General features: G+C 49.7%; 25 protein-coding genes, 8 tRNA genes and 1 other RNA gene. 23 read left to right on the top strand and 11 right to left on the bottom strand.

Annotation, left to right across the window (positions count from 1 at the left end):
- Positions 1 to 300: 300 nt before the first annotated feature.
- Both AABJ99_RS16130 and AABJ99_RS16125 read right to left on the bottom strand, forming a co-directional pair.
- A complete protein-coding gene (locus AABJ99_RS16130) occupies positions 301 to 723 on the bottom strand; it encodes a hypothetical protein (protein ID WP_077782405.1) in 423 nt (140 codons plus the stop codon).
- An 81-nt stretch (positions 724 to 804) separates the two neighbouring features.
- Positions 805 to 1749 (bottom strand): hypothetical protein, encoded by a 945-nt coding sequence (locus AABJ99_RS16125; RefSeq protein ID WP_039021238.1) that lies wholly within the window; start codon positions 1747 to 1749, stop codon positions 805 to 807.
- An 804-nt stretch (positions 1750 to 2553) separates the two neighbouring features.
- Between AABJ99_RS16125 and cydA the strand changes: the two genes are divergently transcribed.
- The 22 genes from cydA to pnuC all read left to right on the top strand — a co-directional run bounded on the left by cydA (position 2554) and on the right by pnuC (position 14823).
- On the top strand, positions 2554 to 4122 hold the full coding sequence (cydA, locus tag AABJ99_RS16120) for a cytochrome ubiquinol oxidase subunit I (RefSeq protein ID WP_000884361.1): 1569 nt from the start codon (positions 2554 to 2556) through the stop codon (positions 4120 to 4122).
- 15 nt (positions 4123 to 4137) lie between these two features.
- Entirely contained in the window at positions 4138 to 5277 is a 1140-nt protein-coding gene (gene cydB, locus AABJ99_RS16115; protein ID WP_000568277.1) for a cytochrome d ubiquinol oxidase subunit II, read from the top strand.
- A gap of 14 nt (positions 5278 to 5291) precedes the next feature.
- Positions 5292 to 5405, top strand: coding sequence for a cytochrome bd-I oxidase subunit CydX (gene cydX / locus AABJ99_RS16110; RefSeq protein ID WP_000270282.1), 114 nt, complete (start codon positions 5292 to 5294; stop codon positions 5403 to 5405).
- Positions 5405 to 5698 (top strand): cyd operon protein YbgE, encoded by a 294-nt coding sequence (gene ybgE / locus AABJ99_RS16105; RefSeq protein ID WP_000034602.1) that lies wholly within the window; start codon positions 5405 to 5407, stop codon positions 5696 to 5698. Before cydX ends, ybgE begins: the two co-directional genes overlap by 1 nt.
- A gap of 149 nt (positions 5699 to 5847) precedes the next feature.
- Positions 5848 to 6252: a tol-pal system-associated acyl-CoA thioesterase gene (gene ybgC, locus AABJ99_RS16100; RefSeq protein ID WP_001098384.1), complete on the top strand. Its 405-nt coding sequence runs from the start codon at positions 5848 to 5850 to the stop codon at positions 6250 to 6252.
- On the top strand, positions 6249 to 6941 hold the full coding sequence (gene tolQ, locus AABJ99_RS16095) for a Tol-Pal system protein TolQ (RefSeq protein WP_000131314.1): 693 nt from the start codon (positions 6249 to 6251) through the stop codon (positions 6939 to 6941). Before ybgC ends, tolQ begins: the two co-directional genes overlap by 4 nt.
- 3 nt (positions 6942 to 6944) lie before the next feature.
- Positions 6945 to 7373, top strand: a complete 429-nt coding sequence (tolR, locus tag AABJ99_RS16090) for a colicin uptake protein TolR (RefSeq protein ID WP_039021239.1) — start codon at positions 6945 to 6947, stop codon at positions 7371 to 7373.
- Between the two features lie 64 nt (positions 7374 to 7437).
- Complete coding sequence (tolA, locus tag AABJ99_RS16085) at positions 7438 to 8733, top strand: cell envelope integrity protein TolA (protein ID WP_338387376.1); 1296 nt, start codon at positions 7438 to 7440, stop codon at positions 8731 to 8733.
- Between the two features lie 132 nt (positions 8734 to 8865).
- Positions 8866 to 10158 (top strand): Tol-Pal system beta propeller repeat protein TolB, encoded by a 1293-nt coding sequence (tolB, locus tag AABJ99_RS16080; RefSeq protein ID WP_001295307.1) that lies wholly within the window; start codon positions 8866 to 8868, stop codon positions 10156 to 10158.
- Positions 10159 to 10192: 34 nt separating this feature from the next.
- Positions 10193 to 10714: a peptidoglycan-associated lipoprotein Pal gene (gene pal, locus AABJ99_RS16075; RefSeq protein WP_001295306.1), complete on the top strand. Its 522-nt coding sequence runs from the start codon at positions 10193 to 10195 to the stop codon at positions 10712 to 10714.
- 9 nt (positions 10715 to 10723) lie between these two features.
- A complete protein-coding gene (gene cpoB / locus AABJ99_RS16070) occupies positions 10724 to 11515 on the top strand; it encodes a cell division protein CpoB (RefSeq protein ID WP_000097569.1) in 792 nt (263 codons plus the stop codon).
- Between the two features lie 164 nt (positions 11516 to 11679).
- A tRNA-Lys gene (locus AABJ99_RS16065) sits at positions 11680 to 11755 on the top strand.
- Positions 11756 to 11790: 35 nt separating this feature from the next.
- Positions 11791 to 11866: transfer RNA gene (locus AABJ99_RS16060), tRNA-Val, on the top strand.
- A gap of 2 nt (positions 11867 to 11868) precedes the next feature.
- Positions 11869 to 11944, top strand: a tRNA-Lys gene (locus tag AABJ99_RS16055).
- A gap of 50 nt (positions 11945 to 11994) precedes the next feature.
- A tRNA-Val gene (locus AABJ99_RS16050) sits at positions 11995 to 12070 on the top strand.
- 3 nt (positions 12071 to 12073) lie between these two features.
- Positions 12074 to 12149, top strand: a tRNA-Lys gene (locus AABJ99_RS16045).
- A 146-nt stretch (positions 12150 to 12295) separates the two neighbouring features.
- Positions 12296 to 12371 (top strand) — tRNA-Lys (locus AABJ99_RS16040).
- Positions 12372 to 12404: 33 nt separating this feature from the next.
- Positions 12405 to 12480 (top strand) — tRNA-Lys (locus AABJ99_RS16035).
- 33 nt (positions 12481 to 12513) lie between these two features.
- Positions 12514 to 12589, top strand: a tRNA-Lys gene (locus tag AABJ99_RS16030).
- Positions 12590 to 12619: 30 nt separating this feature from the next.
- A non-coding RNA gene (locus tag AABJ99_RS16025) (RtT sRNA) lies at positions 12620 to 12745 on the top strand.
- Between the two features lie 277 nt (positions 12746 to 13022).
- Complete coding sequence (gene nadA / locus AABJ99_RS16020; RefSeq protein ID WP_000115319.1) at positions 13023 to 14066, top strand: quinolinate synthase NadA; 1044 nt, start codon at positions 13023 to 13025, stop codon at positions 14064 to 14066.
- 37 nt (positions 14067 to 14103) lie between these two features.
- Entirely contained in the window at positions 14104 to 14823 is a 720-nt protein-coding gene (gene pnuC, locus AABJ99_RS16015; protein WP_000345406.1) for a nicotinamide riboside transporter PnuC, read from the top strand.
- Here pnuC and zitB read toward each other — a convergent pair.
- Positions 14820 to 15761 (bottom strand): CDF family zinc transporter ZitB, encoded by a 942-nt coding sequence (zitB, locus tag AABJ99_RS16010; protein WP_000951276.1) that lies wholly within the window; start codon positions 15759 to 15761, stop codon positions 14820 to 14822. The genes pnuC and zitB overlap by 4 nt on opposite strands.
- Before the next feature lie 113 nt (positions 15762 to 15874).
- Positions 15875 to 16255: a YbgS-like family protein gene (gene ybgS / locus AABJ99_RS16005; RefSeq protein WP_000784342.1), complete on the bottom strand. Its 381-nt coding sequence runs from the start codon at positions 16253 to 16255 to the stop codon at positions 15875 to 15877.
- A 315-nt stretch (positions 16256 to 16570) separates the two neighbouring features.
- Here ybgS and aroG point away from each other — a divergent pair, with 315 nt between their 5' ends.
- Positions 16571 to 17623: a 3-deoxy-7-phosphoheptulonate synthase AroG gene (gene aroG, locus AABJ99_RS16000; protein WP_039021240.1), complete on the top strand. Its 1053-nt coding sequence runs from the start codon at positions 16571 to 16573 to the stop codon at positions 17621 to 17623.
- 157 nt (positions 17624 to 17780) lie between these two features.
- Here aroG and gpmA read toward each other — a convergent pair whose 3' ends face one another.
- From gpmA to modE, 7 genes are all read right to left on the bottom strand, one after another.
- Positions 17781 to 18533 carry a 2,3-diphosphoglycerate-dependent phosphoglycerate mutase gene (gene gpmA, locus AABJ99_RS15995; protein WP_001295305.1) on the bottom strand — a complete coding sequence of 251 codons (753 nt, stop codon included), beginning with the start codon at positions 18531 to 18533 and terminating at the stop codon, positions 17781 to 17783.
- Positions 18534 to 18735: 202 nt separating this feature from the next.
- Complete coding sequence (gene galM / locus AABJ99_RS15990; protein WP_000931381.1) at positions 18736 to 19776, bottom strand: galactose-1-epimerase; 1041 nt, start codon at positions 19774 to 19776, stop codon at positions 18736 to 18738.
- Positions 19770 to 20918 carry a galactokinase gene (galK, locus tag AABJ99_RS15985; protein WP_039021620.1) on the bottom strand — a complete coding sequence of 383 codons (1149 nt, stop codon included), beginning with the start codon at positions 20916 to 20918 and terminating at the stop codon, positions 19770 to 19772. The genes galM and galK overlap by 7 nt, the downstream gene beginning before the upstream one ends.
- A gap of 3 nt (positions 20919 to 20921) precedes the next feature.
- On the bottom strand, positions 20922 to 21968 hold the full coding sequence (gene galT, locus AABJ99_RS15980; protein ID WP_039021619.1) for a galactose-1-phosphate uridylyltransferase: 1047 nt from the start codon (positions 21966 to 21968) through the stop codon (positions 20922 to 20924).
- A gap of 9 nt (positions 21969 to 21977) precedes the next feature.
- Entirely contained in the window at positions 21978 to 22994 is a 1017-nt protein-coding gene (galE, locus tag AABJ99_RS15975; protein WP_001265443.1) for a UDP-glucose 4-epimerase GalE, read from the bottom strand.
- A gap of 260 nt (positions 22995 to 23254) precedes the next feature.
- A complete protein-coding gene (modF, locus tag AABJ99_RS15970) occupies positions 23255 to 24727 on the bottom strand; it encodes a molybdate ABC transporter ATP-binding protein ModF (RefSeq protein ID WP_039021618.1) in 1473 nt (490 codons plus the stop codon).
- Positions 24728 to 24794: 67 nt separating this feature from the next.
- Complete coding sequence (modE, locus tag AABJ99_RS15965) at positions 24795 to 25583, bottom strand: molybdenum-dependent transcriptional regulator (protein WP_039021617.1); 789 nt, start codon at positions 25581 to 25583, stop codon at positions 24795 to 24797.
- Positions 25584 to 25662: the final 79 nt, after the last annotated feature.

The following is a 25662-nucleotide window of genomic DNA, read 5'->3' as shown; positions in this document are numbered from 1 at the left end:
TGATGTATTGAGATAATTGTGATCAACTTCTAATTTGCATTTTGGGGAGAATTTTTAGCCATGAGTAATACATTTTGTAAAATTTAACTTGAATTTCACTGCAATTCATCTCTGCTTAATGTAAAAAAAATGTTGAATATAACAAATGGTTAATGATTTATACGAATTATGCCCTTTGTTAGTTCTTTTGATTGTTCGTAAAAAAGAGAGGCACATGAAGGTGCTACCAGTACGAGTAACGTTAATCAAAGATTCTAATACTTCTGGCATAAATGCAGGACAGGTTCGCACAGAGTGGATTTAATCAGTATAATCCTCATAAAATAGTTCAGAATTATTTGAATCATTAACGGTGATTTGATGTCGATGGTCAGAAATAGCTGAGTCAATCAATGAAGACAGTATCGAAAAAATGACTGTATCAGAACTAATTTCGATTAATTCTTCTCTTTTTTGACCCAAAAAGATATTTATCTTGATTTCATTTGTACTACGGCAATCTATATAAAGTAATTTTTGATCGCTGAGATTTTCCGTTTCATAAATGTTTTTGGCGAGTGTCGGGTGTAATGATGCCAGACATCTGCTCAGATATGCCAGATCCTTTAGGGAATACCCCACTGAGTAGAGGATGTCAGAGAATTTTTGTGTGTTTACTGTTATCTCTGAAGTGCATGTTGCATTGACAGGAAGAGTATTAAAAGAGAGCTGAGATGGTATCATTATTTAAATCTTTCCGTGAGTAATAAAAATTAATCCCCAGGTATTGTTTAGTAATATTTACCATAGGGGATATATAGAAAATTAAAGTATTTGATTGGCGTCGGTTAACTGATCAATAACTAGTGCTAAATTGGTAAACATTTTGAAATGTCGATACTGGCTCGGAATATCATTTTCAAAGACGAAGGATTCAAGGTTATTGTCTGAAAAATAAAGGACAAGTGTTGCTGATTCGTCAGGGGAAATATGGAAATATATCTGGTTACCAGACGGAGGATTGTCCAGAAGAAGAGCATCTTTGCCCGTCACATACCTGTTATGGTCGTGGACACTACGCTCACACTTCATCAGAGGTGTCATGATACTCATGTATTCATCTGATGTTAATATATTAAAATCGCCATTCATTTTAAAGAAACGATAAAGTATCAGTACATCCTCTAGCGTAACCGGTTGGTTTGTTTTCAGAGGGAAATAAGTGGGAACCAGAAGATGAGGTTCTAATCTATTTTGTTGGGCGCTATAACTGAATTTAAACATAAATTCCGGATCGCTCATCAATTTAGAAACATAATTATGCCTGGCTTCAAAGGTTTTAATTTTTACCAGGTTAAATAAATCTGGTTCTTCATCCTGTATTAAAAGGCATTGGCCATAACAGAAAGGTTTTTTTTCATTATAAGCAGAAACGGTTATTCTGTCAGGAGTGTCAACGTTATATCCAAAAGCCAGATAGTTACCCTCCTCATCGCGATCTGTTTCCAGGTTATTTAAATTCATCACATTAAGTGTTTTCAATGCTGAGTCAATGAGTTGTTGACCCTCTGAGGTAAATGTTTTGCGCTGCGTTGTATAAAGTGTATCGATACCAACGACTATCCGATGTGGGTCAAGGATGGCGGCAATCAACTTTATTACCTGCACAGTCACGGGTGATGTCATTGATTCGTTATCTGTTTTTAGAGGATCATTTGATGGCCAACCAGAGAAGCGATTGACAACAGAACCTATATTATCAAGACCCATGGCAGCAACCTCATTGTAATCAAGCGAGGCGCTCAGCGTACCCGGCTATAGAAAAACTAACTTGCAAAAATCGCTCATTTTTCGTTTATCAGGCGAAAGTTGCCTGTGTTCATGCAGACACAGTCGCCTCTGTTAAGCGATATCTCTCTCATCGATACTTATTGGTGATTATTACAAATGAAACAATAACATGGCGGTCTTACAGCGATGCTCATAAAGGCAACAATCAATTAACTTTGATAAAAATATGTTATGTAAAATAGCAACAAATTGGCTACTCTAATCAATTGGTATTATAAAAAGTTGATAAGGCGATTCTGTTAAATAAAACACTGGTTTTTTATCTATGTCTTTTTATTGTAATAATTGTGTTACATAAATATTTCACAATAAATTAACAATAAAATTACCAATGGTCTATGGTTTATACATAATTAACATATTTGACTGGTTTTGATATAAATCAATTTTTAATTCTTGAAAAAAATCTGCAAAACACGATAAATTGTCGTAGATCAAATTGGTGAGGTCGTGACAATTTCGCTATAAATTGATCACTGTCGAAAAATGCAAATTTGCTCAATAAAAACCTGTTTATTGTAAGGATTTTGCGGCGTAATATAATTACGGGATCAATTTGGTTTATTCATTAACATATTTGTAACTTTTTTATCATTGTCTTTTCCACTTTTGAGGAAAAGGCAGCGATAGAGGCGAGCAAATAATTTTGTATTGGGGCATGCGTGTGACCCTTTCTAACGGGGTTCACTCTCGGAGTCTTCATGCGATGAGCAAGGAGTCATGATGTTAGATATAGTCGAACTGTCGCGCTTACAGTTTGCCTTGACCGCGATGTACCACTTCCTTTTTGTGCCACTGACGCTCGGTATGGCGTTCCTGCTGGCCATTATGGAAACGGTCTACGTCCTTTCCGGCAAACAGATTTATAAAGATATGACCAAGTTCTGGGGCAAGTTGTTTGGTATCAACTTCGCTCTGGGGGTGGCAACCGGTCTGACCATGGAGTTCCAGTTCGGGACTAACTGGTCTTACTATTCCCACTATGTAGGGGATATCTTCGGTGCGCCGCTGGCAATCGAAGGTCTGATGGCCTTCTTCCTCGAATCCACCTTTGTAGGTCTGTTCTTCTTCGGTTGGGATCGTCTGGGTAAAGTTCAGCATATGTGTGTCACCTGGCTGGTGGCGCTTGGTTCAAACCTGTCCGCACTGTGGATTCTGGTTGCGAACGGCTGGATGCAAAACCCAATCGCATCCGATTTCAACTTTGAAACTATGCGTATGGAGATGGTGAGCTTCTCCGAGCTGGTGCTTAACCCGGTTGCTCAGGTGAAATTCGTTCACACTGTAGCGTCTGGTTATGTGACTGGCGCGATGTTCATCCTTGGTATCAGCGCATGGTATATGTTGAAAGGTCGTGACTTCGCCTTTGCTAAACGCTCCTTTGCTATCGCTGCCAGCTTCGGTATGGCTGCCGTTCTGTCTGTTATTGTTCTGGGTGATGAATCCGGTTATGAAATGGGCGACGTGCAGAAAACCAAACTGGCTGCTATTGAAGCCGAGTGGGAAACGCAACCTGCACCTGCTGCCTTTACTCTGTTCGGCATTCCTGATCAGGAAGAGGAGACGAACAAATTTGCTATCCAGATCCCTTACGCGCTGGGCATCATTGCAACGCGTTCCGTGGATACCCCGGTTATCGGCCTGAAAGAGCTGATGGTGCAGCATGAAGAACGCATCCGTAACGGGATGAAGGCGTACTCTCTGCTCGAGCAACTGCGTTCTGGTTCTACTGACCAGGCGGTTCGTGACCAGTTCAATAGCATGAAGAAAGACCTCGGTTACGGTCTGTTGCTGAAACGCTACACGCCAAACGTGGCGGATGCGACTGAAGCGCAGATTCAACAGGCAACCAAAGACTCCATTCCACGTGTAGCGCCGCTGTACTTCGCGTTCCGTATCATGGTGGCGTGTGGCTTCCTGCTGCTGGCAATCATCGCGCTCTCTTTCTGGAGTGTCATCCGCAACCGTATTGGCGAGAAAAAATGGCTGCTGCGCGCCGCACTGTACGGTATTCCGCTGCCGTGGATTGCTGTAGAAGCGGGCTGGTTCGTGGCTGAATATGGTCGCCAACCTTGGGCTATCGGTGAAGTGCTGCCGACAGCTGTAGCGAACTCGTCACTGACCGCAGGCGACCTCATCTTCTCGATGGTGCTGATTTGTGGCCTGTATACCCTGTTCCTGGTGGCAGAATTGTTCTTAATGTTCAAGTTTGCACGCCTCGGCCCAAGCAGCCTGAAAACCGGTCGCTATCACTTTGAGCAGTCTTCCACGACTACTCAGCCGGCACGCTAAGACAGGAGTCGTCAAATGATCGATTATGAAGTATTGCGTTTTATCTGGTGGCTGCTGGTTGGCGTTCTGCTGATTGGTTTTGCAGTCACTGACGGTTTCGACATGGGGGTGGGCATGCTCACCCGTTTCCTCGGTCGTAACGACACCGAGCGTCGAATTATGATTAACTCCATCGCACCACACTGGGACGGTAACCAGGTATGGCTGATCACTGCGGGTGGCGCTCTGTTTGCTGCCTGGCCGATGGTCTATGCCGCTGCGTTCTCCGGCTTCTATGTCGCGATGATCCTCGTGCTGGCGTCTCTGTTCTTCCGTCCGGTCGGTTTTGACTACCGCTCCAAGATTGAAGAAACCCGCTGGCGTAACATGTGGGACTGGGGCATCTTCATTGGTAGCTTCGTTCCGCCGCTGGTGATTGGCGTGGCGTTTGGTAACCTGTTGCAGGGCGTACCGTTCAACGTGGATGAATATCTGCGTCTGTACTACACCGGTAACTTCTTCCAGCTGCTTAACCCGTTCGGCCTGCTGGCTGGCGTGGTGAGCGTAGGGATGATCATTACTCAGGGCGCAACCTATCTGCAGATGCGTACCGTGGGCGAACTGCACCTGCGTACCCGTGCAACGGCTCAGGTGGCGGCACTGGTGACACTGGTCTGCTTCGCACTGGCTGGCGTATGGGTGATGTACGGTATCGATGGTTATGTTGTGAAATCAACAATGGACCATTACGCGGCATCTAACCCGCTGAATAAAGAAGTGGTTCGTGAAGCTGGCGCATGGTTGGTGAACTTCAACAATACGCCGATTCTGTGGGCTATTCCGGTACTGGGTGTGGTTCTGCCTCTGCTGACCATTCTGACTGCACGTATGGATAAAGCGGCGTGGGCGTTTGTGTTCTCCTCCCTGACGCTGGCCTGCATCATCCTGACTGCCGGTATTGCAATGTTCCCGTTTGTGATGCCGTCCAGCACCATGATGAACGCAAGTCTGACAATGTGGGATGCAACTTCCAGCCAGCTGACGCTTAACGTCATGACCTGGGTTGCGGTGGTTCTGGTACCGATCATTCTGCTCTACACCGCCTGGTGCTACTGGAAAATGTTCGGTCGTATCACCAAAGAAGATATTGAACGTAACACCCACTCTCTGTACTAAGTAAGGAGCTAAAAATGTGGTATTTCGCATGGATTCTGGGAACGCTTCTTGCCTGTTCGTTTGGGGTAATCACCGCGCTGGCGCTTGAGCACGTCGAATCAGGCAAAGCCGGTCAAGAAGACATCTGATGAGTAAGATTATCGCAACCTTGTATGCGGTAATGGACAAGCGCCCCCTGCGGGCGCTTTCCTTCGTGATGGCGCTTCTGTTAGCAGGATGTATGTTTTGGGACCCGTCACGTTTCGCCGCGAAGACCAGTGAACTGGAAATCTGGCATGGTTTATTGCTGATGTGGGCCGTCTGTGCTGGTGTTATTCACGGCGTGGGCTTTCGTCCGCAGAAGGTTCTCTGGCAAGGGATTTTTTGCCCTTTGCTTGCCGATATTGTTCTCATTGTCGGGCTGATTTTCTTCTTCTTTTAAATCAGAATTCTCTTTAAAAATTTATGGGCCGCTTCAGGCCCATAAATTTTTACGCTCCCTTAACTTGCCCTCATTCCCAAACCTCAATCGCGCGCGTATAGTAGCAGCGTTTAAAAGCTCTAACTTTTGTTGCATTACCGGGATGTAAAGTGAATACAACGCTGTTTCGATGGCCGGTTCGCGTCTACTATGAAGATACCGATGCCGGTGGTGTGGTGTACCACGCCAGTTACGTCGCTTTTTATGAAAGAGCACGCACAGAGATGCTGCGTCATCATCACTTCAGTCAGCAGGCGCTGATGGCTGAACGCGTTGCCTTTGTGGTGCGTAAAATGACGGTGGAATATTATGCACCTGCGCGGCTCGACGATATGCTCGAAATACAGACTGAAATAACATCAATGCGTGGCACCTCTTTGGTTTTCACGCAACGTATTGTCAACGCCGAGAATACTTTGCTGAATGAAGCAGAGGTTCTGGTTGTTTGCGTTGACCCACTCAAAATGAAGCCTCGTGCGCTTCCCAAGTCTATTGTCGCGGAGTTTAAGCAGTGACTGACATGAATATCCTTGATTTGTTCCTGAAGGCTAGCCTTCTGGTTAAACTTATCATGTTGATTTTGATTGGTTTTTCAATCGCATCCTGGGCCATTATTATCCAGCGGACCCGTATTCTTAACGCAGCGGCGCGCGAAGCCGAAGCGTTTGAAGATAAATTCTGGTCCGGAATCGAACTTTCTCGCCTCTATCAGGAGAGCCAGGGAAAACGGGATAATCTCACTGGTTCGGAACAAATCTTTTACAGCGGGTTCAAAGAGTTTGTGCGCCTGCATCGTGCCAATAGCCATGCGCCGGAAGCCGTAGTGGAAGGGGCGTCGCGAGCGATGCGTATTTCCATGAACCGTGAACTTGAAAATCTGGAAACGCACATTCCGTTCCTCGGTACTGTTGGCTCCATCAGCCCGTATATTGGTCTGTTTGGTACGGTCTGGGGGATCATGCACGCCTTTATCGCCCTCGGGGCGGTAAAACAAGCAACACTGCAAATGGTTGCGCCCGGTATCGCAGAAGCGTTGATTGCGACGGCAATTGGTCTGTTCGCCGCAATTCCGGCGGTAATGGCTTATAACCGCCTCAACCAGCGCGTAAACAAACTGGAACTGAATTACGACAACTTTATGGAAGAGTTTACCGCGATTCTGCACCGCCAGGCGTTTACCGTTAGCGAGAGCAACAAGGGGTAAGCCATGGCCAGAGCGCGTGGACGAGGTCGTCGCGATCTCAAGTCCGAAATCAACATTGTACCGTTGCTGGACGTACTGCTGGTGCTGTTGCTGATCTTTATGGCGACAGCGCCCATCATCACCCAGAGCGTGGAGGTCGATCTGCCAGACGCTACTGAATCACAGGCGGTGAGCAGTAACGATAATCCGCCAGTGATTGTTGAAGTGTCTGGTATTGGTCAGTACAACGTGATGGTTGAGAAAGATCGCCTGGAGCGTTTACCACCAGAGCAGGTGGTGGCGGAAGTGTCCAGCCGTTTCAAGGCCAACCCGAAAACGGTCTTTCTGATCGGTGGCGCAAAAGATGTGCCTTACGATGAAATAATTAAAGCACTGAACTTGTTACATAGTGCAGGTGTGAAATCGGTTGGTTTAATGACGCAGCCTATCTAAACATCTGCGTTTCCCTTGCTTGAAAGAGAGCGGGTAACAGGCGAACAGTTTTTGGAAACCGAGAGTGTCAAAGGCAACCGAACAAAACGACAAGCTCAAGCGGGCGATAATTATTTCAGCAGTGCTGCATGTCATCTTATTTGCGGCGCTGATCTGGAGTTCGTTCGATGAGAATATAGAAGCTTCAGCCGGAGGTGGCGGTGGTTCGTCCATCGACGCTGTAATGGTTGATTCAGGTGCGGTAGTTGAGCAGTACAAACGCATGCAAAGCCAGGAATCAAGCGCGAAGCGTTCTGATGAGCAGCGCAAGATGAAGGAACAGCAGGCTGCGGAAGAACTGCGTGAGAAACAAGCGGCTGAACAGGAACGCCTGAAGCAACTTGAGAAAGAGCGGTTAGCGGCTCAGGAGCAGAAAAAGCAGGCTGAAGAAGCCGCAAAACAGGCCGAGTTAAAGCAGAAGCAAGCGGAAGAGGCGGCAGCGAAAGCGGCGGCAGATGCTAAAGCGAAGGCTGAAGCGGATGCAAAAGCTGCGGAAGAAGCAGCGAAGAAAGCGGCTGCAGACGCGAAGAAAAAAGCAGAAGCAGAAGCCGCCAAAGCCGCAGCCGAAGCGCAGAAAAAAGCCGAAGCAGCCGCTGCGGCGCTGAAGAAGAAAGCGGAAGCGGCAGAAGCAGCTGCAGCTGAAGCAAGAAAAAAAGCGGCAACTGAAGCTGCTGAAAAAACCAAGGCAGAAGCTGAGAAGAAAGCGGCTGCTGAAAAGGCTGCAGCTGATAAGAAAGCAGCGGCAGAGAAAGCTGCAGCCGACAAAAAAGCAGCAGAAAAAGCGGCTGCTGAAAAGGCAGCAGCTGATAAGAAAGCAGCGGCAGAAAAAGCCGCCGCAGACAAAAAAGCGGCAGCGGCAAAAGCTGCAGCTGAAAAAGCCGCTGCAGCAAAAGCTGCAGCTGAAAAAGCCGCTGCAGCAAAAGCTGCCGCAGAGGCAGATGATATTTTCGGTGAGCTAAGCTCTGGTAAGAATGCACCGAAAACGGGGGGAGGGGCGAAAGGGAACAATGCTTCGCCTGCCGGGAGTGGTAATACTAAAAACAATGGCGCATCAGGGGCCGATATCAATAACTATGCCGGGCAGATTAAATCTGCTATCGAAAGTAAGTTCTATGACGCATCGTCCTATGCAGGCAAGACCTGTACGCTGCGCATAAAACTGGCACCCGATGGTATGTTACTGGATATCAAACCTGAAGGTGGCGATCCCGCACTTTGTCAGGCTGCGTTGGCAGCAGCTAAACTTGCGAAGATCCCGAAACCACCAAGCCAGGCAGTATATGAAGTGTTCAAAAACGCGCCATTGGACTTCAAACCGTAATCGCGATGCTGACTGTTCCGACGGTCAACATCAGACACCGGTTGCCACGGGGTTCTGGTAGTTTTGTGTATTTTAGTTTGTTAACATTCTGCTAAATTATCGTGGGCCATCGGTCCAGATAAGGGAGATATGATGAAGCAGGCATTACGAGTAGCATTTGGTTTTCTCATACTGTGGGCATCAGTTCTGCATGCTGAAGTCCGCATTGTGATCGACAGCGGTGTAGATTCCGGTCGTCCTATTGGCGTTGTTCCTTTCCAGTGGGCGGGTCCTGGTGCAGCACCTGAAGATATTGGCGGCATCGTTGCTGCTGACTTGCGTAACAGCGGTAAATTTAATCCATTAGATCGCGCTCGTCTGCCACAGCAGCCGGGTAGTGCGCAGGAAGTTCAACCAGCTGCATGGTCTGCGCTGGGTATTGACGCTGTGGTTGTCGGCCAGGTCACTCCGAATCCGGACGGCTCTTACAATGTTGCTTATCAACTTGTGGACACTGGCGGCGCACCGGGTACTGTACTTGCTCAGAACTCGTACAAAGTGAACAAGCAGTGGCTGCGTTATGCTGGTCATACCGCCAGTGACGAAGTGTTTGAAAAACTGACCGGCATTAAAGGTGCGTTCCGTACCCGTATTGCCTACGTTGTTCAGACCAACGGCGGTCAGTTCCCGTATGAACTGCGCGTATCTGACTATGACGGTTACAACCAGTTTGTCGTTCACCGTTCTCCGCAGCCGCTGATGTCTCCGGCGTGGTCACCAGACGGTTCTAAACTGGCTTATGTGACCTTCGAAAGCGGTCGTTCCGCGCTGGTCATCCAAACGCTGGCAAATGGCGCTGTACGTCAGGTGGCTTCATTCCCGCGTCACAACGGTGCACCTGCATTCTCGCCAGACGGCAGCAAACTGGCATTCGCCTTGTCGAAAACCGGTAGCCTGAACCTGTACGTAATGGATTTGGCTTCTGGTCAGATCCGCCAGGTGACTGATGGTCGCAGTAACAATACCGAACCGACCTGGTTCCCGGACAGCCAGAACCTGGCATTTACTTCTGACCAGGCCGGTCGTCCGCAGGTTTATAAAGTGAATATCAACGGCGGTGCGCCACAACGTATTACCTGGGAAGGTTCGCAGAACCAGGATGCGGATGTCAGCAGCGACGGTAAATTTATGGTAATGGTCAGCTCCAATGGTGGGCAGCAGCACATTGCCAAACAAGATCTGGCAACGGGAGGCGTACAAGTTCTGTCGTCCACGTTCCTGGATGAAACGCCAAGTCTGGCACCTAACGGCACTATGGTAATCTACAGCTCTTCTCAGGGGATGGGATCCGTGCTGAATTTGGTTTCTACAGATGGGCGTTTCAAAGCGCGTCTTCCGGCAACTGATGGACAGGTCAAATTCCCTGCCTGGTCGCCGTATCTGTGATAATAATTAATTGAATAGTAAAGGAATCATTGAAATGCAACTGAACAAAGTGCTGAAAGGGCTGATGATTGCTCTGCCTGTTATGGCAATTGCGGCATGTTCTTCCAACAAGAACGCCAGCAATGACGGCAGCGAAGGCATGCTGGGTGCCGGCACTGGTATGGATGCGAACGGCGGCAATGGCAACATGTCTTCCGAAGAGCAGGCTCGTCTGCAAATGCAACAGCTGCAGCAGAACAACATCGTTTACTTCGATCTGGACAAGTACGATATCCGTTCTGACTTCGCTCAAATGCTGGATGCACATGCAAACTTCCTGCGTAGCAACCCGTCTTACAAAGTCACCGTAGAAGGTCACGCGGACGAACGTGGTACTCCGGAATACAACATCTCCCTGGGTGAACGTCGTGCGAACGCCGTTAAGATGTACCTGCAGGGTAAAGGCGTTTCTGCAGACCAGATCTCCATCGTTTCTTACGGTAAAGAAAAACCTGCAGTACTGGGTCATGACGAAGCGGCATACTCCAAAAACCGTCGTGCGGTACTGGTTTACTAAGAGAATTGCATGAGCAGTAACTTCAGACATCAACTATTGAGTCTGTCGTTACTGGTTGGTATAGCGGCCCCCTGGGCCGCTTTTGCTCAGGCACCAATCAGTAGTGTCGGCTCAGGCTCGGTCGAAGACCGCGTCACTCAACTTGAGCGTATTTCTAATGCTCACAGCCAGCTTTTAACCCAACTCCAGCAACAACTCTCTGATAATCAATCCGATATTGATTCCCTGCGTGGTCAGATTCAGGAAAATCAGTATCAACTGAATCAGGTCGTGGAGCGGCAAAAGCAGATCCTGTTGCAGATCGATAGCCTCAGCAGCGGTGGTGCAGCGGCGCAATCAACCAGCGGCGATCAAAGCGGTGCGGCGGCATCAACGACGCCGACAGCTGATGCTGGTACTGCGAATGCTGGCGCGCCGGTGAAAAGCGGTGATGCAAACACGGATTACAATGCAGCTATTGCGCTGGTGCAGGATAAATCCCGCCAGGATGACGCAATGGTGGCATTTCAGAATTTCATCAAAAATTACCCTGATTCAACTTACCTGCCAAACGCCAATTATTGGCTGGGTCAGTTAAACTACAACAAGGGTAAAAAAGATGATGCGGCGTATTATTTTGCTTCGGTAGTGAAAAACTATCCGAAGTCACCGAAGGCTGCAGATGCGATGTTTAAAGTCGGCGTCATCATGCAGGACAAAGGTGACACCGCAAAAGCGAAAGCTGTATATCAGCAGGTTATCAGTAAATACCCTGGGACTGATGGCGCAAAACAGGCGCAAAAACGTCTGAACGCGATGTAATGCATAACACACGACCAGAAGTCGCATTATTTCTGGTCGTGTCGTGCGAATCATAAGCAGTTGAGTGATCTACATCGAAATTTTTGTTGCGCTCAAGTCTGAAATCAGTAATATATGCCGCCGTTGCCACGGGATATCAAACAAGCCGAAAGCAACGAAAAAGTGGGTCGTTAGCTCAGTTGGTAGAGCAGTTGACTTTTAATCAATTGGTCGCAGGTTCGAATCCTGCACGACCCACCACTAACCTAGTTAGTTGTAGTATCCAGCGTAGTATCGGGTGATTAGCTCAGCTGGGAGAGCACCTCCCTTACAAGGAGGGGGTCGGCGGTTCGATCCCGTCATCACCCACCACCGGGTCGTTAGCTCAGTTGGTAGAGCAGTTGACTTTTAATCAATTGGTCGCAGGTTCGAATCCTGCACGACCCACCACTAATGCGGTGGGTTCGGTGGAAGTAGTTTGTAGTATCCAGCGCAGTATCGGGTGATTAGCTCAGCTGGGAGAGCACCTCCCTTACAAGGAGGGGGTCGGCGGTTCGATCCCGTCATCACCCACCACTCGGGTCGTTAGCTCAGTTGGTAGAGCAGTTGACTTTTAATCAATTGGTCGCAGGTTCGAATCCTGCACGACCCACCAGTTTTAACATCAAACTCAGATGTTAAGCGTGAAGGATAACGTTGCGTCAGCAACGGCCCGTAGGGCGAGCGAAGCGAGTCATCCTGCACGATCCACCAATATTAAAGATTGGTCCCGAGTAGAAATCATTCAGGTAACACCCGTATGGGTCGTTAGCTCAGTTGGTAGAGCAGTTGACTTTTAATCAATTGGTCGCAGGTTCGAATCCTGCACGACCCACCATCCTGAATGATTAAAGCAGCATAATCCCGCAAGGGGTCGTTAGCTCAGTTGGTAGAGCAGTTGACTTTTAATCAATTGGTCGCAGGTTCGAATCCTGCACGACCCACCATCCTGAATGATTAAAGCAGCATAATCCCGCAAGGGGTCGTTAGCTCAGTTGGTAGAGCAGTTGACTTTTAATCAATTGGTCGCAGGTTCGAATCCTGCACGACCCACCAATGTAAAAAAGTGCCCTAAAGGCGCTTTTTTGCTATCTGGGATATTCAAAGATTCGAACCTGCAGCAGGTTCGAATTGAGCGCAGCGAAACAACGGAGCCGCTTGCGGCGACGGCCCGAAGGGCGAGCGAAGCGAGTCATCCTGCACGACCCACCAATGTAAAAAAGCGCCCTAAAGGCGCTTTTTTGCTATTCAGGCATCTCTCAATTTCAATTCTTGACCCTGATGACATACTCCGCGCTTGCTGCGTAAACGACTCTACGTCGGAGGAATAAGACGCAAAGTGTGGCATTCGTCATCTCATATGTATTTCGAGTGACTTTTCCCCACCATTCGACTATCTTGTTTAGCATATAAAACAAATCATGCCGATAATAGCGAATGTCACGCTTAAGTCGGTTTTAATGTTAAGCCTGTAAAACGAGATGGTAAGATGAGCGTGATGTTTGATCCTGAAGCGGCGATTTATCCTTTCCCCCCGAAGCCGACGCTGTTAAGCATTGATGAAAAAGCGTATTACCGCGAGAAGATAAAACGTCTGCTAAAAGAACGTAATGCGGTGATGGTTGCCCACTACTATACCGATCCCGAAATTCAACAACTGGCAGAAGAAACCGGTGGCTGTATTTCTGATTCTCTGGAAATGGCGCGCTTCGGTGCAAAGCATCCCGCTTCTACGTTGTTAGTCGCTGGGGTGAGATTTATGGGAGAAACCGCCAAAATTCTCAGTCCGGAAAAAACAATTCTGATGCCGACACTTCAGGCTGAATGTTCACTGGATCTCGGCTGCCCTGTTGAAGAATTTAACGCATTTTGCGATGCCCATCCCGATCGTACTGTCGTCGTCTACGCCAACACTTCTGCTGCGGTAAAAGCGCGCGCAGATTGGGTGGTAACTTCAAGCATTGCCGTCGAACTTATTGATCATCTGGATAGTTTGGGTGAAAAAATCATCTGGGCACCCGACAAACATCTGGGGCGTTACGTGCAAAAACAGACGGGAGCAGACATTTTATGCTGGCAGGGTGCCTGCATTGTGCATGATGAGTTTAAGACTCAGGCGTTAACCCGCTTGCAAGAAGAATACCCGGATGCTGCCATACTGGTGCATCCAGAATCACCGCAAGCTATTGTAGATATGGCGGATGCGGTCGGTTCCACCAGTCAACTGATCGCTGCTGCGAAAACATTGCCACATCAGCGACTTATCGTGGCAACCGATCGGGGTATTTTCTACAAAATGCAGCAGGCGGTGCCAGATAAAGAGTTACTGGAAGCACCAACCGCGGGTGAGGGCGCAACCTGCCGCAGCTGCGCGCATTGTCCGTGGATGGCCATGAATGGCCTTCAGGCCATCGCAGAGGCATTAGAACAGGAAGGAAGCAATCACGAGGTTCATGTTGAGGAAAAGCTGCGAGAGAAGGCGCTGGTGCCGCTCAATCGTATGCTGGATTTTGCGGCTACACTACGTGGATAACTAATAATAAGGCGTCACGTTACGCTTTGGGGGAAAGATGGATTTTTTTAGTGTGCAGAATATCCTGGTACATATACCAATAGGAGCAGGCGGTTATGATCTCTCATGGATCGAAGCGGTAGGCACGATCGCCGGGTTGCTGTGTATTGGCCTTGCCAGTCTGGAGAAGATCAGCAACTACTTCTTTGGCCTGATCAACGTCACCTTGTTTGGCATTATTTTCTTTCAGATTCAGCTGTATGCCAGCCTGCTATTACAGGTGTTTTTCTTTGCCGCGAATATTTACGGTTGGTATGCGTGGTCGCGACAAACCAGTCAGAACGAGGCAGAGTTGAAAATTCGCTGGTTGCCATTGCCGAAGGCGCTCAGCTGGTTGGCGGTTTGCGTTGTTTCGATTGGTCTGATGACGGTATTTATCAATCCGGTGTTTGCATTTTTGACCCGTGTGGCAGTCATGATCATGCAAGCATTAGGATTACAGGTTGCGATGCCTGAACTACAGCCGGACGCTTTCCCGTTCTGGGATTCATGCATGATGGTGTTATCTATCGTGGCAATGATTCTGATGACGCGTAAGTATGTGGAAAACTGGCTATTGTGGGTGATTATTAACGTGATTAGCGTCGTTATTTTTGCACTTCAGGGCGTTTACGCCATGTCTCTGGAGTACATCATCCTGACCTTTATTGCCCTCAACGGCAGCCGGATGTGGATCAACAGCGCACGCGAAAGAGGTTCACGCGCGCTGTCCCATTAATGATGATGATGTGAATGGCCAGACACCCCTTCATTCAGGTGGCAGTCTGGCCCATGACAAGGTTGATATTCCATCTGAATAGTGGCGTGCTCAATCTGATAGTGATCCATCAGGTAGTGTTGGATCTGATCTAACAAGGCATCGTGATCGTGTGGCGGGATCACCTGCACATGCAGCGTCATCACCGGCTTCTCGCCTACCATCCATACATGTACATGGTGCACATTGCGGACTTCCGGGATTTCCCGGCACATACGACGCTTCAGTTCGGCGATATCCAGCGATACCGGTGCACCTTCAAGTAATTCATTCACGCTATCTTTCAACAGTCGCCACGCGCTACGCAGAACCAGAAGCGACACCAGTATTGAGAGAATGGGGTCAGCAGGTGTCCAGCCGGTCCAGATAATAATCAACGCGGCAATAATAGCCCCAACCGAACCCAGCAGGTCCCCGAGCACATGCAGTGCCGCTGCTCGCACGTTGAGGTTTTTCTCTTCGCTGCCGTGATGAAGTAACCAGAAAGAAAGTATATTTGCCAGCAGCCCAGCCACGGCAATTGCCATCATCATGCCGCCCTCGACCGGACGCGGAGTGCGGAAGCGTTCTATCGCCTCCCAGACAATCAAAATAGTAATCACCACCAGGGCGATGGCATTCACAAACGCCGCGAGCGTGGTCAATCTTAGCCAACCGAAAGTGTGGCGAATGGTGGGAGGACGACGTGAAAATTGCACGGCGAGTAGGGCAAAAAGCAGGGCAGCAGTATCGGTCAACATATGACCCGCATCGGCCAGCAAAGCCAGAGAACCAGAAAGAAAACCACCAATGACTTCTACCAGCATAAACCCGGCAGTCACGCCGAAAGCATACAACAAGCGACGAGCATTATTATCTTCTGGCAGGTGTGAGGACGTGTGTGAGTGTGAGTGCGCCATGACGAGTCATCCCTTAATTATTCTCACTTAACTTTATGACATCATACTGCTTTTAGAAGGGAAAAATTAAAAGGGAGAGACTCCGCTCTCCCATTATTGGCTATTTCGCAGGGTTACTGCGTGGTACCGTCGGTTTTGGTATCGACATCATTGTTGATGCCATCACCGGTTTGGACTTTTTTATTGATATCCGGGCAGCGACCATCTTTGCACATGGTGTTCTTGTGCTCTTCATCTTTGGTCATGCCGTCATTGTTCATTGAAGAACCATCCGGATGCAGCATTGTGCCGCCAGAACCGGTATTTACCCCGTTATTGTCGACGTTATTTGGCGCGACATTTTCACGGGCATCAGGGGCTACCTGGCCCGCATCAGCTGCGGCGTTTGCCTGGCCGTTATTGCTTTGCGCTCCGCTATCGGCAGCCAGTGCGGCTCCGCTGGCAAGGCTTAGAGTGGCAGTCAGAAATAGTGTGGCCAGTTTTGTCATTTTCATAGGATGCTCCTGTTATGGTCGTTATGTCGGATAACCTCTTCCAACAGTGCATTTGCAGGTGAATATAAGGCAATGGTTTAAGATTTCAGCCAGGTTATAAAACGCAGCAGAGAATCTTGAAATAATTAACAAACAAAGGAGTTACAGTTAGAAATTGTAGGAGAGATCTCGTTTTTCGCGACAATCTGGCGTTTTTCTTGCTAATTCCAGGATTAATCCGTTCATAGTGTAAAACCCCGTTTACACATTCTGACGGAAGATATAGATTGGAAGTATTGCATTCACTAAGATAAGTATGGCAACACTGGAACAGACATGAATTATCAGAACGACGATTTACGCATCAAAGAAATCAAAGAGTTACTTCCTCCTGTCGCATTGCTGGAAAAATTCCCTGCTACTGAAAATGCCGCGAATACGGTTGCCCATGCCCGAAAAGCGATCCATAAGATCCTGAAAGGTAATGATGATCGCCTGTTGGTGGTGATTGGTCCGTGTTCTATTCATGATCCCGTCGCGGCTAAAGAGTATGCCACTCGCTTGCTGGCGCTGCGTGAAGAGCTGCAAGATGAGCTGGAAATCGTGATGCGCGTCTATTTTGAAAAGCCGCGTACCACGGTGGGCTGGAAAGGGCTGATTAACGATCCGCATATGGATAACAGCTTCCAGATCAACGACGGTCTGCGTATTGCCCGCAAATTGCTGCTCGATATTAACGACAGCGGTCTGCCAGCGGCGGGTGAATTCCTGGATATGATCACCCCACAATATCTCGCTGACCTGATGAGCTGGGGCGCAATTGGCGCACGTACCACGGAATCGCAGGTGCACCGCGAACTGGCATCAGGGCTTTCTTGTCCGGTCGGCTTCAAAAATGGCACCGACGGTACGATTAAAGTGGCTATCGATGCTATTAATGCCGCCGGTGCGCCGCACTGCTTCCTGTCCGTAACGAAATGGGGGCATTCGGCGATTGTGAATACCAGCGGTAACGGCGATTGCCATATCATTCTGCGCGGCGGTAAAGAGCCTAATTACAGTGAGAAACATGTCGCAGAAGTGAAAGAAGGGCTGAACAAAGCAGGCCTGCCAGCGCAGGTGATGATCGATTTCAGCCATGCCAACTCGTCCAAACAGTTCAAAAAGCAGATGGATGTTTGTGCTGACGTTTGCCAGCAGATTGCCGGTGGCGAGAAAGCCATTATTGGTGTGATGGTGGAAAGCCATCTGGTGGAAGGCAATCAGAGCCTGGAGAGCGGGGAACCGCTGGCCTATGGCAAGAGCATCACCGATGCCTGCATTGGCTGGGAGGATACCGATGCTCTGTTACGTCAACTGGCGAATGCAGTAAAAGCGCGTCGCGGGTAAAGTTTAATTGTCGGATGCGCCGTCACAGTGGTTATCCGATGAATCACCGTAGGCCTGATAAGACGCGCAGCGTCGCATCAGGCAATGTGCTCCATTGTTAGCAACAAAAAAGCCGACTCACTTGCAGTCGGCTTTCTCATTTTTAAGCGAATGACGTTTACTTCGCTTTACCCTGGTTAGCAACGGCCGCTGCTTTCGCCGCGATCTCGTCAGCATTACCCAGATAATAGCGTTTCAGCGGTTTGAAATTCTCGTCGAACTCATACACCAGTGGCACGCCGGTCGGGATATTCAGCTCAAGAATCTCTTCTTCGCTCATGTTATCGAGATATTTCACCAGCGCACGTAACGAGTTACCGTGTGCGGCGATGATTACGCGCTCACCGCTCTTCATACGCGGCAGAATGGTTTCATTCCAGTAAGGGATCACGCGGTCAATGGTCAGCGCCAGGCTTTCCGTCAGTGGCAGTTCTTTCTCGCTCAGCTTTGCGTAACGTGGATCGTGACCCGGATAACGCTCATCATCTTTAGTCAGTTCCGGCGGAGTCACTGCAAAACCACGACGCCACTGTTTCACCTGCTCGTCGCCATACTTTTCAGCGGTTTCCGCTTTATTCAGACCCTGCAACGCACCGTAGTGACGTTCGTTCAGTTTCCAGGATTTCTCAACGGGCAGCCATGCCTGATCCAGTTCGTCCAGCACATTCCACAGGGTATGGATAGCGCGTTTCAGCACAGAGGTGTAAGCAAAGTCAAAGCTGTAACCTTCCTCTTTCAGCAGCTTACCAGCTGCTTTTGCTTCGCTTACGCCTTTCTCAGACAGATCCACGTCGTACCAACCGGTGAAACGGTTTTCTTTGTTCCACTGACTTTCGCCATGACGAACCAGAACCAGCTTAGTTACAGCCATATACTTACTCCTCAAATCATCTTTTAATGATAATAATTCTCATTATATTGCCGTGACGAAGCAACAGCAATGCTTACGCATAACCATAGCGAAAATAGTGTCGCAGTGTAAGGTTGTTGTGAATATTGAGTTGCAAATATGTCGGTGTTTGCTGGTGATTTGAGCAATATAAGGAGAAAGCCCTCATCGCGAGGGCTTAAAGTTATTCAGCTATAAACTGATATTCTGTCAGGCTGGAATACTCTTCGCCAGGACGCAGGAAGCAGTCCGGTTGCGGCCATTCAGGGTGGTTTGGGCTGTCCGGCAGGAACTCGCTTTCCAGCGCCAGGCCCTGCCAGTCGGCGTAAGGTTCAGTTCCCCGTGACGGCGTGCCACCAAGGAAGTTGCCGGAGTAAAATTGCAGAGCCGGAGCGGTGGTGTAGACCTTCAGTTGCAATTTTTCATCTGCTGACCAGACATGCGCCGCCACTTTCTTGCCATCACCTTTAGCCTGTAACAAGAACGCATGATCGTAACCTTTCACTTTGCGCTGATCGTCGTCGGCAAGAAACTCACTGGCGATGATTTTGGCGCTGCGGAAATCAAAAGATGTTCCGGCGACAGATTTCAGACCGTCGTGCGGAATGCCGCCTTCATCAACCGGTAGATATTCGTCCGCCAGAATCTGCAACTTGTGATTGCGCACGTCAGACTGCTCGCCGTCGAGGTTGAAATAGACGTGATTAGTCATATTCACCGGGCAAGGTTTATCAACTGTGGCGCGATAAGTAATGGAGATACGGTTATCGTCGGTCAGACGATACTGCACTGTCGCGCCGAGATTCCCCGGAAAGCCCTGATCGCCATCTTCTGAACTCAAGGCAAACAGCACCTGACGATCGTTCTGATTCACAATCTGCCAGCGACGTTTGTCGAACCCTTCCGGGCCGCCGTGCAGCTGGTTAACGCCCTGACTTGGCGAAAGCGTCACGGTTTCATCGTCAAAGGTATAACGGCTATTGGCGATGCGGTTGGCATAACGACCAATAGAGGCCCCCAGAAACGCGGCCTGATCCTGATAGCATTCCGGGCTGGCGCAGCCGAGCAGCGCCTCGCGGACGCTGCCATCGGAAAGCGGAATACGGGCGGAAAGTAAAGTCGCACCCCAGTCCATCAGCGTGACTACCATCCCTGCGTTGTTACGCAAAGTTAACAGTCGGTACGGCTGACCATCGGGTGCCAGTGCGGGAGTTTCGTTCAGCACTGTCCTGCTCCTTGTGATGGTTTACAAACGTAAAAAGTCTCTTTAATACCTGTTTTTGCTTCATATTGTTCAGCGACAGCCTGCTGTACGGCAGGCACCAGCTCTTCCGGGATCAGTGCGACGATACAGCCGCCAAATCCGCCGCCGGTCATGCGTACGCCACCTTTGTCGCCAATCACAGCTTTGACGATTTCTACCAGAGTGTCAATTTGCGGCACGGTGATTTCGAAATCATCGCGCATAGAAGCATGAGACTCCGCCATCAACTCGCCCATACGTTTCAGGTCGCCTTGCTCCAGTGCGCTGGCTGCTTCAACGGTACGGGCGTTTTCAGTCAGGATATGACGCACGCGTTTCGCCACGATCGGGTCCAGTTCATGCGCAACAGCGTTGAACTCTTCAATGGTGACATCGCGCAGGGCCGGCTGCTGGAAGAAACGCGCACCGGTTTCGCACTGTTCACGACGGGTGTTGTATTCGCTGCCAACCAGGGTACGTTTGAAGTTACTGTTGATGATGACGATAGCCACACCTTTGGGCATGGAAACCGCTTTGGTGCCCAGTGAGCGGCAATCGATCAGCAAGGCATGATCTTTTTTGCCGAGCGCGGAAATCAGCTGATCCATGATCCCACAGTTACAGCCAACAAACTGGTTTTCTGCTTCCTGGCCGTTAAGTGCGATTTGTGCGCCGTCCAGCGGCAGATGATAAAGTTGCTGCAATACGGTTCCGACCGCGACTTCCAGTGAAGCGGAAGAACTTAACCCTGCACCCTGCGGCACATTGCCGCTGATCACCATGTCCACACCGCCAAAGTTGTTGTTACGCAGTTGCAGATGTTTCACTACGCCACGGACGTAGTTAGCCCATTGATAGTTTTCATGTGCGACAATAGGCGCATCAAGGGAAAACTCGTCAAGCTGATTTTCATAATCGGCTGCCATCACGCGAACTTTACGGTCATTGCGTGGCGCACAACTGATCACGGTTTGATAATCAATCGCGCAGGGCAGAACGAAACCGTCGTTGTAGTCGGTGTGTTCACCAATAAGATTCACGCGGCCAGGCGCCTGAATGGTATGAGTGGCAGGGTAGCCAAATGCATTGGCAAACAGAGATTGTGTTTTTTCTTTCAGACTCATTTCTTACACTCCGGATTCGCGAAAATGGATATCGCTGACTGCGCGCAAACGCTCTGCTGCCTGTTCTGCGGTCAGGTCTCGCTGGGTCTCTGCCAGCATTTCATAACCAACCATAAATTTACGTACGGTGGCGGAGCGCAACAGAGGTGGATAAAAGTGCGCGTGCAGCTGCCAGTGTTGATTCTCTTCGCCATTAAATGGCGCGCCGTGCCAGCCCATAGAATAGGGGAAGGAGCACTGGAAGAGGTTGTCATAACGACTGGTCAGCTTTTTCAACGCCAGCGCCAAATCGCTGCGCTGGGCGTCGGTCAAATCGGTGATCCGCAAAACGTGGGCTTTGGGCAGCAGTAGCGTTTCGAACGGCCAGGCAGCCCAGTAAGGTACAACGGCTAACCAGTGTTCGGTTTCGACAACGGTACGGCTACCGTCTGCCAGCTCGCGCTGAACATAATCCACCAGCATTGGTGATTTCTGCCCGGCGAAATATTCTTTTTGCAGGCGGTCTTCGCGCTCAGCTTCGTTAGGCAGGAAGCTATTTGCCCAGATCTGTCCGTGCGGATGCGGGTTAGAGCAGCCCATCGTCGCGCCTTTGTTTTCAAAGACCTGCACCCACGGGTATGTTTTCCCCAGTTCTGCGGTTTGCTCCTGCCAGGTTTTGACGATTTCCGTCAATGCCGCAACGCTCAGTTCTGGCAGCGTTTTACTGTGATCCGGTGAAAAGCAGATCACCCGGCTGGTACCGCGCGCGCTCTGACAACGCATCAGCGGATCGTTGCTTTCTGGCGCATCTGGCGTGTCAGACATCAAGGCCGCAAAGTCATTAGTGAAAACGTAAGTCCCGGTGTAATCGGGGTTTTTATCGCCTGTCACCCGCACATTACCTGCGCAGAGGAAGCAATCTGGATCGTGCGCAGGTAACACCTGTTTGGCTGGCGTTTCCTGCGCCCCCTGCCAGGGGCGCTTAGCGCGGTGCGGTGAAACCAGAATCCATTGCCCGGTGAGCGGGTTGTAGCGGCGATGTGGATGATCAACGGGATTAAATTGCGTCATGGTCGTTCCTTAATCGGGATATCCCTGTGGATGGCGTGACTGCCAGTGCCAGGTGTCCTGCGCCATTTCATCGAGTGTGCGCGTTACGCGCCAGTTCAGTTCACGGTCGGCTTTGCTGGCGTCCGCCCAGTAGGCCGGAAGGTCGCCCTCGCGACGCGGTGCAAAATGATAATTAACCGGTTTGCCGCAGGCTTTGCTGAAGGCATTCACCACGTCCAGCACGCTGCTGCCCACGCCAGCGCCGAGGTTGTAGATGTGTACGCCTGGCTTGTTCGCCAGTTTTTCCATCGCCACGACGTGACCGTCCGCCAGATCCATTACGTGGATGTAATCGCGCACGCCAGTACCGTCTTCGGTCGGATAATCGTTACCAAAAATCGCCAGCGAGTCGCGACGGCCTACAGCAACCTGGGCGATGTATGGCATCAGGTTATTCGGAATGCCTTGCGGATCTTCGCCCATATCGCCCGACGGATGCGCGCCAACTGGGTTGAAGTAGCGCAGCAGGGCAATGCTCCAGTCCGGCTGGGCTTTTTGCAGATCGGTGAGGATCTGTTCCACCATCAGCTTGCTTTTGCCGTAAGGGCTTTGCGGTGTGCCGGTCGGGAAGCTTTCAACATATGGAATTTTGGGCTGATCGCCATAAACGGTGGCGGAGGAGCTAAAGATAAAGTTTTTGACGTTAGCGGCGCGCATGGCGCTAATCAGGCGCAGGGTGCCGTTGACATTGTTGTCGTAATATTCCAGCGGTTTTTGTACCGATTCGCCAACGGCTTTCAGCCCGGCGAAGTGGATCACGGTGTCGATAGCGTGATCGTGCAGGATCTCGGTCATCAACGCTTCGTTACGGATATCGCCTTCAACAAACGTTGGATGTTTGCCGCCTAAACGCTCGATAACAGGCAGTACGCTGCGCTTACTGTTACAGAGGTTATCAAGAATGATGACATCATGACCGTTTTGCAGTAATTGCACACAGGTATGACTTCCAATGTAACCGCTACCACCGGTAACCAGAACTCTCATAATTCGCTCCATTAGGCTTATGGTATGAAATAACCATAGCATAACAAAGATGCGAAAAGTGTGACATGGAATAAATTAGTGGAATCGTTTACACAAGAATTTAGCCGTTCTTTATGCACGATTAAGTGATTATAAAACAGAGGGTTTATGAATGATTGCGCTTTTTATCTGAAAAAAGTCGCGGTTTCATGCCTGGATGCGTCGAACTTTAGGCCGGAGAGGGCGCTAAGGCCGCCTCCGGTACAGTCAGCATTACCGACTCAGTTTATTTTTGTCAGCGCATAGCGATAAAAGTCACCGTCCGGCACGAACTCAAGACGATGGGTAATACAGGCAGGCGCATCTTCAGCGTGGTGCGAAACAAACAATAATTGCGTTTCACCTTCGCTAATCAGCACATCAACAAAACGGCGGATAAGCTGGCGATTGAGCGGATCAAGCCCCTGTAGTGGTTCATCGAGAATAAGCAACGTCGGATGTTTCACCAGTGCGCGAACGATCAGCGCCAGACGCTGCTGTCCCCAGGAAAGACTATGGAAGGGAGCGTCAGCCGTGCGTTTATCAATGCCGAGAATATCCAGCCACTGCTGCACCAGTTTTTGCTGGCGATCCGAAACGGCCTGATAAATGCCAATCGAATCAAAATAGCCAGAAAGAATCACATTACGCACAGTAGTGCTGACCCGGTAATCCAGATGCAAACTACTGCTAACGTAACCGATATGTTTTTTGATATCCCAGATGGTTTCGCCGCTGCCGCGACGTCGTCCGAAAAGCGTCAAATCGTTGCTGTAACCTTGCGGATGATCGCCAGTAATCAGGCTTAATAGCGTCGATTTTCCCGCGCCATTTGGCCCGACAATTTGCCAGTGCTCGCCAGGATTAACCTGCCAGCTAAGGTTATTAAGAATGGGGCGATCGTTATAAGAAACCACGCCATTGTTCAGCACAATGCGCGGTTCGTTGGCGGGTAAGGCGTGACGTGCTGAAGGTTCATCTGGCTCCGGCATTTGCACACCTTCAAGCAGTTCGCTATGCGCCAGTTGCGCAACGAGTGCTTGTTGGAGCAGTTCTTCTTTAGCGCCAGTTTCCGCTAACGTGCAATCCGCCAGCACGCCAGCAAACTGGACAAATTCCGGGATCTCATCGAAGCGATTGAGCACCAGTACCAGAGTAATACCGGACTGATGTAACGAGGCGAGTCGCTCAGCCAGCTGCTGACGTGAGGCAACATCAAGGCCATCGAACGGCTCATCAAGAATCAACAAGTCTGGCTCCGACATCAGCGCCTGACACAGCAGGGTTTTTCGCGTCTCGCCAGTGGAAAGGTATTTAAAGCGTCGGTCGAGAAGGGCGGTAATGCCGAACTGCTGCGCCAACTGCGCACAACGCTGTGCATCCTTAATTTCATCCTGAATGATTTCAGCCGTAGTGCGTCCGGTGTCATCTTCGCCAGGGCCGAGCATATCGGTGTTATTCCGTTGCCATTCGTCGCTGACGAGCTTTTGCAATTGCTCGAAGGAGAGACGAGTGATGTGGGAAAACTGACTTTGTCGTTCACCTTTCAAAAGCGGAAGTTCCCCCGCCAGCGCGCGGGCCAGCGCCGACTTCCCGCTTCCATTCGAACCGACAAACGCCCAACTATCACCCGCGTTTAACGTTAGCTGAGACAATTGCAGCGTTTTTGTGTCGCTAAGACGAAACGTGCCTTGCAAAATTTGCAACGATGACATTTTATATCCCATTTTTTGCAGCGATTACTGACAGGGATACGTGTTTCATAACAAATTGTCAACACGCTTAGCAAAGCGTAGCGATAATCACGCTGTCGGCATTAAAGTAGGCCGTGACATTCTGCCCTTGCTGAAGAGTAGTCGCTTCATTTACCGGCACCGTGGCGCATAGTGTTTGCCCGTCAGGTAAAGCCATTAATACTTCGCACTGTTCTGCACCGCGCTCTATATGACGAATAATGCCCGGCAATTGGTTGTCGGCACCCTGGGCGACAGTGTCATCCTGAGTAATGTTCACCCACGGCGCTTTCAGCAGAATCAACACTTCTTTGCCTTCATCCAGTCCCAGACGTGCGCCACTTTGTGCGGTAATCGCGACTTTAAGGCGTGTTTTGCCATCGGCCAGTAAGACATCAACATGTTGTTGAATGTCATCATGATCGCGGGCGGTGATGGTGCCAAACCACTGGTTACGGGCACTGGTCTGCAGTGAAAAACGTGAGATCGCGGCCAGCAGGCTGTTCAGCGGCAAGGCGTCATCGTCACTTAACACATCAAAGGCTTTTTGCTGGATTTGCGCCAGTAAATCATAGAGCTGAATCAGTCGCTGACCATAGCGGGTCAGTACTGCGCCGCCGCCACCTTTACCGCCTGTTGCGCGCTCAACCAGAATATGCTCACTTAACTGATTCATCTCGTTAATGGCATCCCAGGCGCTTTTATAGCTGATACCGGCATCTTTCGCTCCCTGGCTAATGGAACCGGAAAGCGCAATGTGTTTTAGTAACGAAATGCGGCGCGGGTCGGCGAATAATTTTTGTTGGAGCTTAAGGGTGAGAAGGATTTCGGCCTGCATAACAATGTCCTGGCAAAAGTCTTATTGTGACGGAAAACGAACGCCACGCAAAGCTGACCGCACAAAAGGGGAGTGCTTT

Origin of the sequence: Escherichia coli, assembly GCF_036503815.1 — a bacterium.
GTDB classification, from domain to species: domain Bacteria; phylum Pseudomonadota; class Gammaproteobacteria; order Enterobacterales; family Enterobacteriaceae; genus Escherichia; species Escherichia coli_F.
The sequence above is the reverse complement of the archived record's forward strand: the minus strand, read 5'-3'. Positions and strand labels throughout refer to the sequence as shown.

What these genes read in the sequence shown, in the direction of transcription:
- AABJ99_RS16130 (WP_077782405.1), bottom strand. Translation starts at nt 723, where the DNA reads ATGATACCATCTCAGCTCTCTTTTAATACTCTTCCTGTCAATGCAACA.
- AABJ99_RS16125 (WP_039021238.1), bottom strand. Translation starts at nt 1,749, where the DNA reads ATGGGTCTTGATAATATAGGTTCTGTTGTCAATCGCTTCTCTGGTTGG.
- cydA (WP_000884361.1), top strand. Translation starts at nt 2,554, where the DNA reads ATGTTAGATATAGTCGAACTGTCGCGCTTACAGTTTGCCTTGACCGCG.
- cydB (WP_000568277.1), top strand. Translation starts at nt 4,138, where the DNA reads ATGATCGATTATGAAGTATTGCGTTTTATCTGGTGGCTGCTGGTTGGC.
- cydX (WP_000270282.1), top strand. Translation starts at nt 5,292, where the DNA reads ATGTGGTATTTCGCATGGATTCTGGGAACGCTTCTTGCCTGTTCGTTT.
- ybgE (WP_000034602.1), top strand. Translation starts at nt 5,405, where the DNA reads ATGAGTAAGATTATCGCAACCTTGTATGCGGTAATGGACAAGCGCCCC.
- tolR (WP_039021239.1), top strand. Translation starts at nt 6,945, where the DNA reads ATGGCCAGAGCGCGTGGACGAGGTCGTCGCGATCTCAAGTCCGAAATC.
- tolB (WP_001295307.1), top strand. Translation starts at nt 8,866, where the DNA reads ATGAAGCAGGCATTACGAGTAGCATTTGGTTTTCTCATACTGTGGGCA.
- pal (WP_001295306.1), top strand. Translation starts at nt 10,193, where the DNA reads ATGCAACTGAACAAAGTGCTGAAAGGGCTGATGATTGCTCTGCCTGTT.
- cpoB (WP_000097569.1), top strand. Translation starts at nt 10,724, where the DNA reads ATGAGCAGTAACTTCAGACATCAACTATTGAGTCTGTCGTTACTGGTT.
- nadA (WP_000115319.1), top strand. Translation starts at nt 13,023, where the DNA reads ATGAGCGTGATGTTTGATCCTGAAGCGGCGATTTATCCTTTCCCCCCG.
- pnuC (WP_000345406.1), top strand. Translation starts at nt 14,104, where the DNA reads ATGGATTTTTTTAGTGTGCAGAATATCCTGGTACATATACCAATAGGA.
- zitB (WP_000951276.1), bottom strand. Translation starts at nt 15,761, where the DNA reads ATGGCGCACTCACACTCACACACGTCCTCACACCTGCCAGAAGATAAT.
- ybgS (WP_000784342.1), bottom strand. Translation starts at nt 16,255, where the DNA reads ATGAAAATGACAAAACTGGCCACACTATTTCTGACTGCCACTCTAAGC.
- aroG (WP_039021240.1), top strand. Translation starts at nt 16,571, where the DNA reads ATGAATTATCAGAACGACGATTTACGCATCAAAGAAATCAAAGAGTTA.
- gpmA (WP_001295305.1), bottom strand. Translation starts at nt 18,533, where the DNA reads ATGGCTGTAACTAAGCTGGTTCTGGTTCGTCATGGCGAAAGTCAGTGG.
- galK (WP_039021620.1), bottom strand. Translation starts at nt 20,918, where the DNA reads ATGAGTCTGAAAGAAAAAACACAATCTCTGTTTGCCAATGCATTTGGC.
- galT (WP_039021619.1), bottom strand. Translation starts at nt 21,968, where the DNA reads ATGACGCAATTTAATCCCGTTGATCATCCACATCGCCGCTACAACCCG.
- galE (WP_001265443.1), bottom strand. Translation starts at nt 22,994, where the DNA reads ATGAGAGTTCTGGTTACCGGTGGTAGCGGTTACATTGGAAGTCATACC.
- modF (WP_039021618.1), bottom strand. Translation starts at nt 24,727, where the DNA reads ATGTCATCGTTGCAAATTTTGCAAGGCACGTTTCGTCTTAGCGACACA.
- modE (WP_039021617.1), bottom strand. Translation starts at nt 25,583, where the DNA reads ATGCAGGCCGAAATCCTTCTCACCCTTAAGCTCCAACAAAAATTATTC.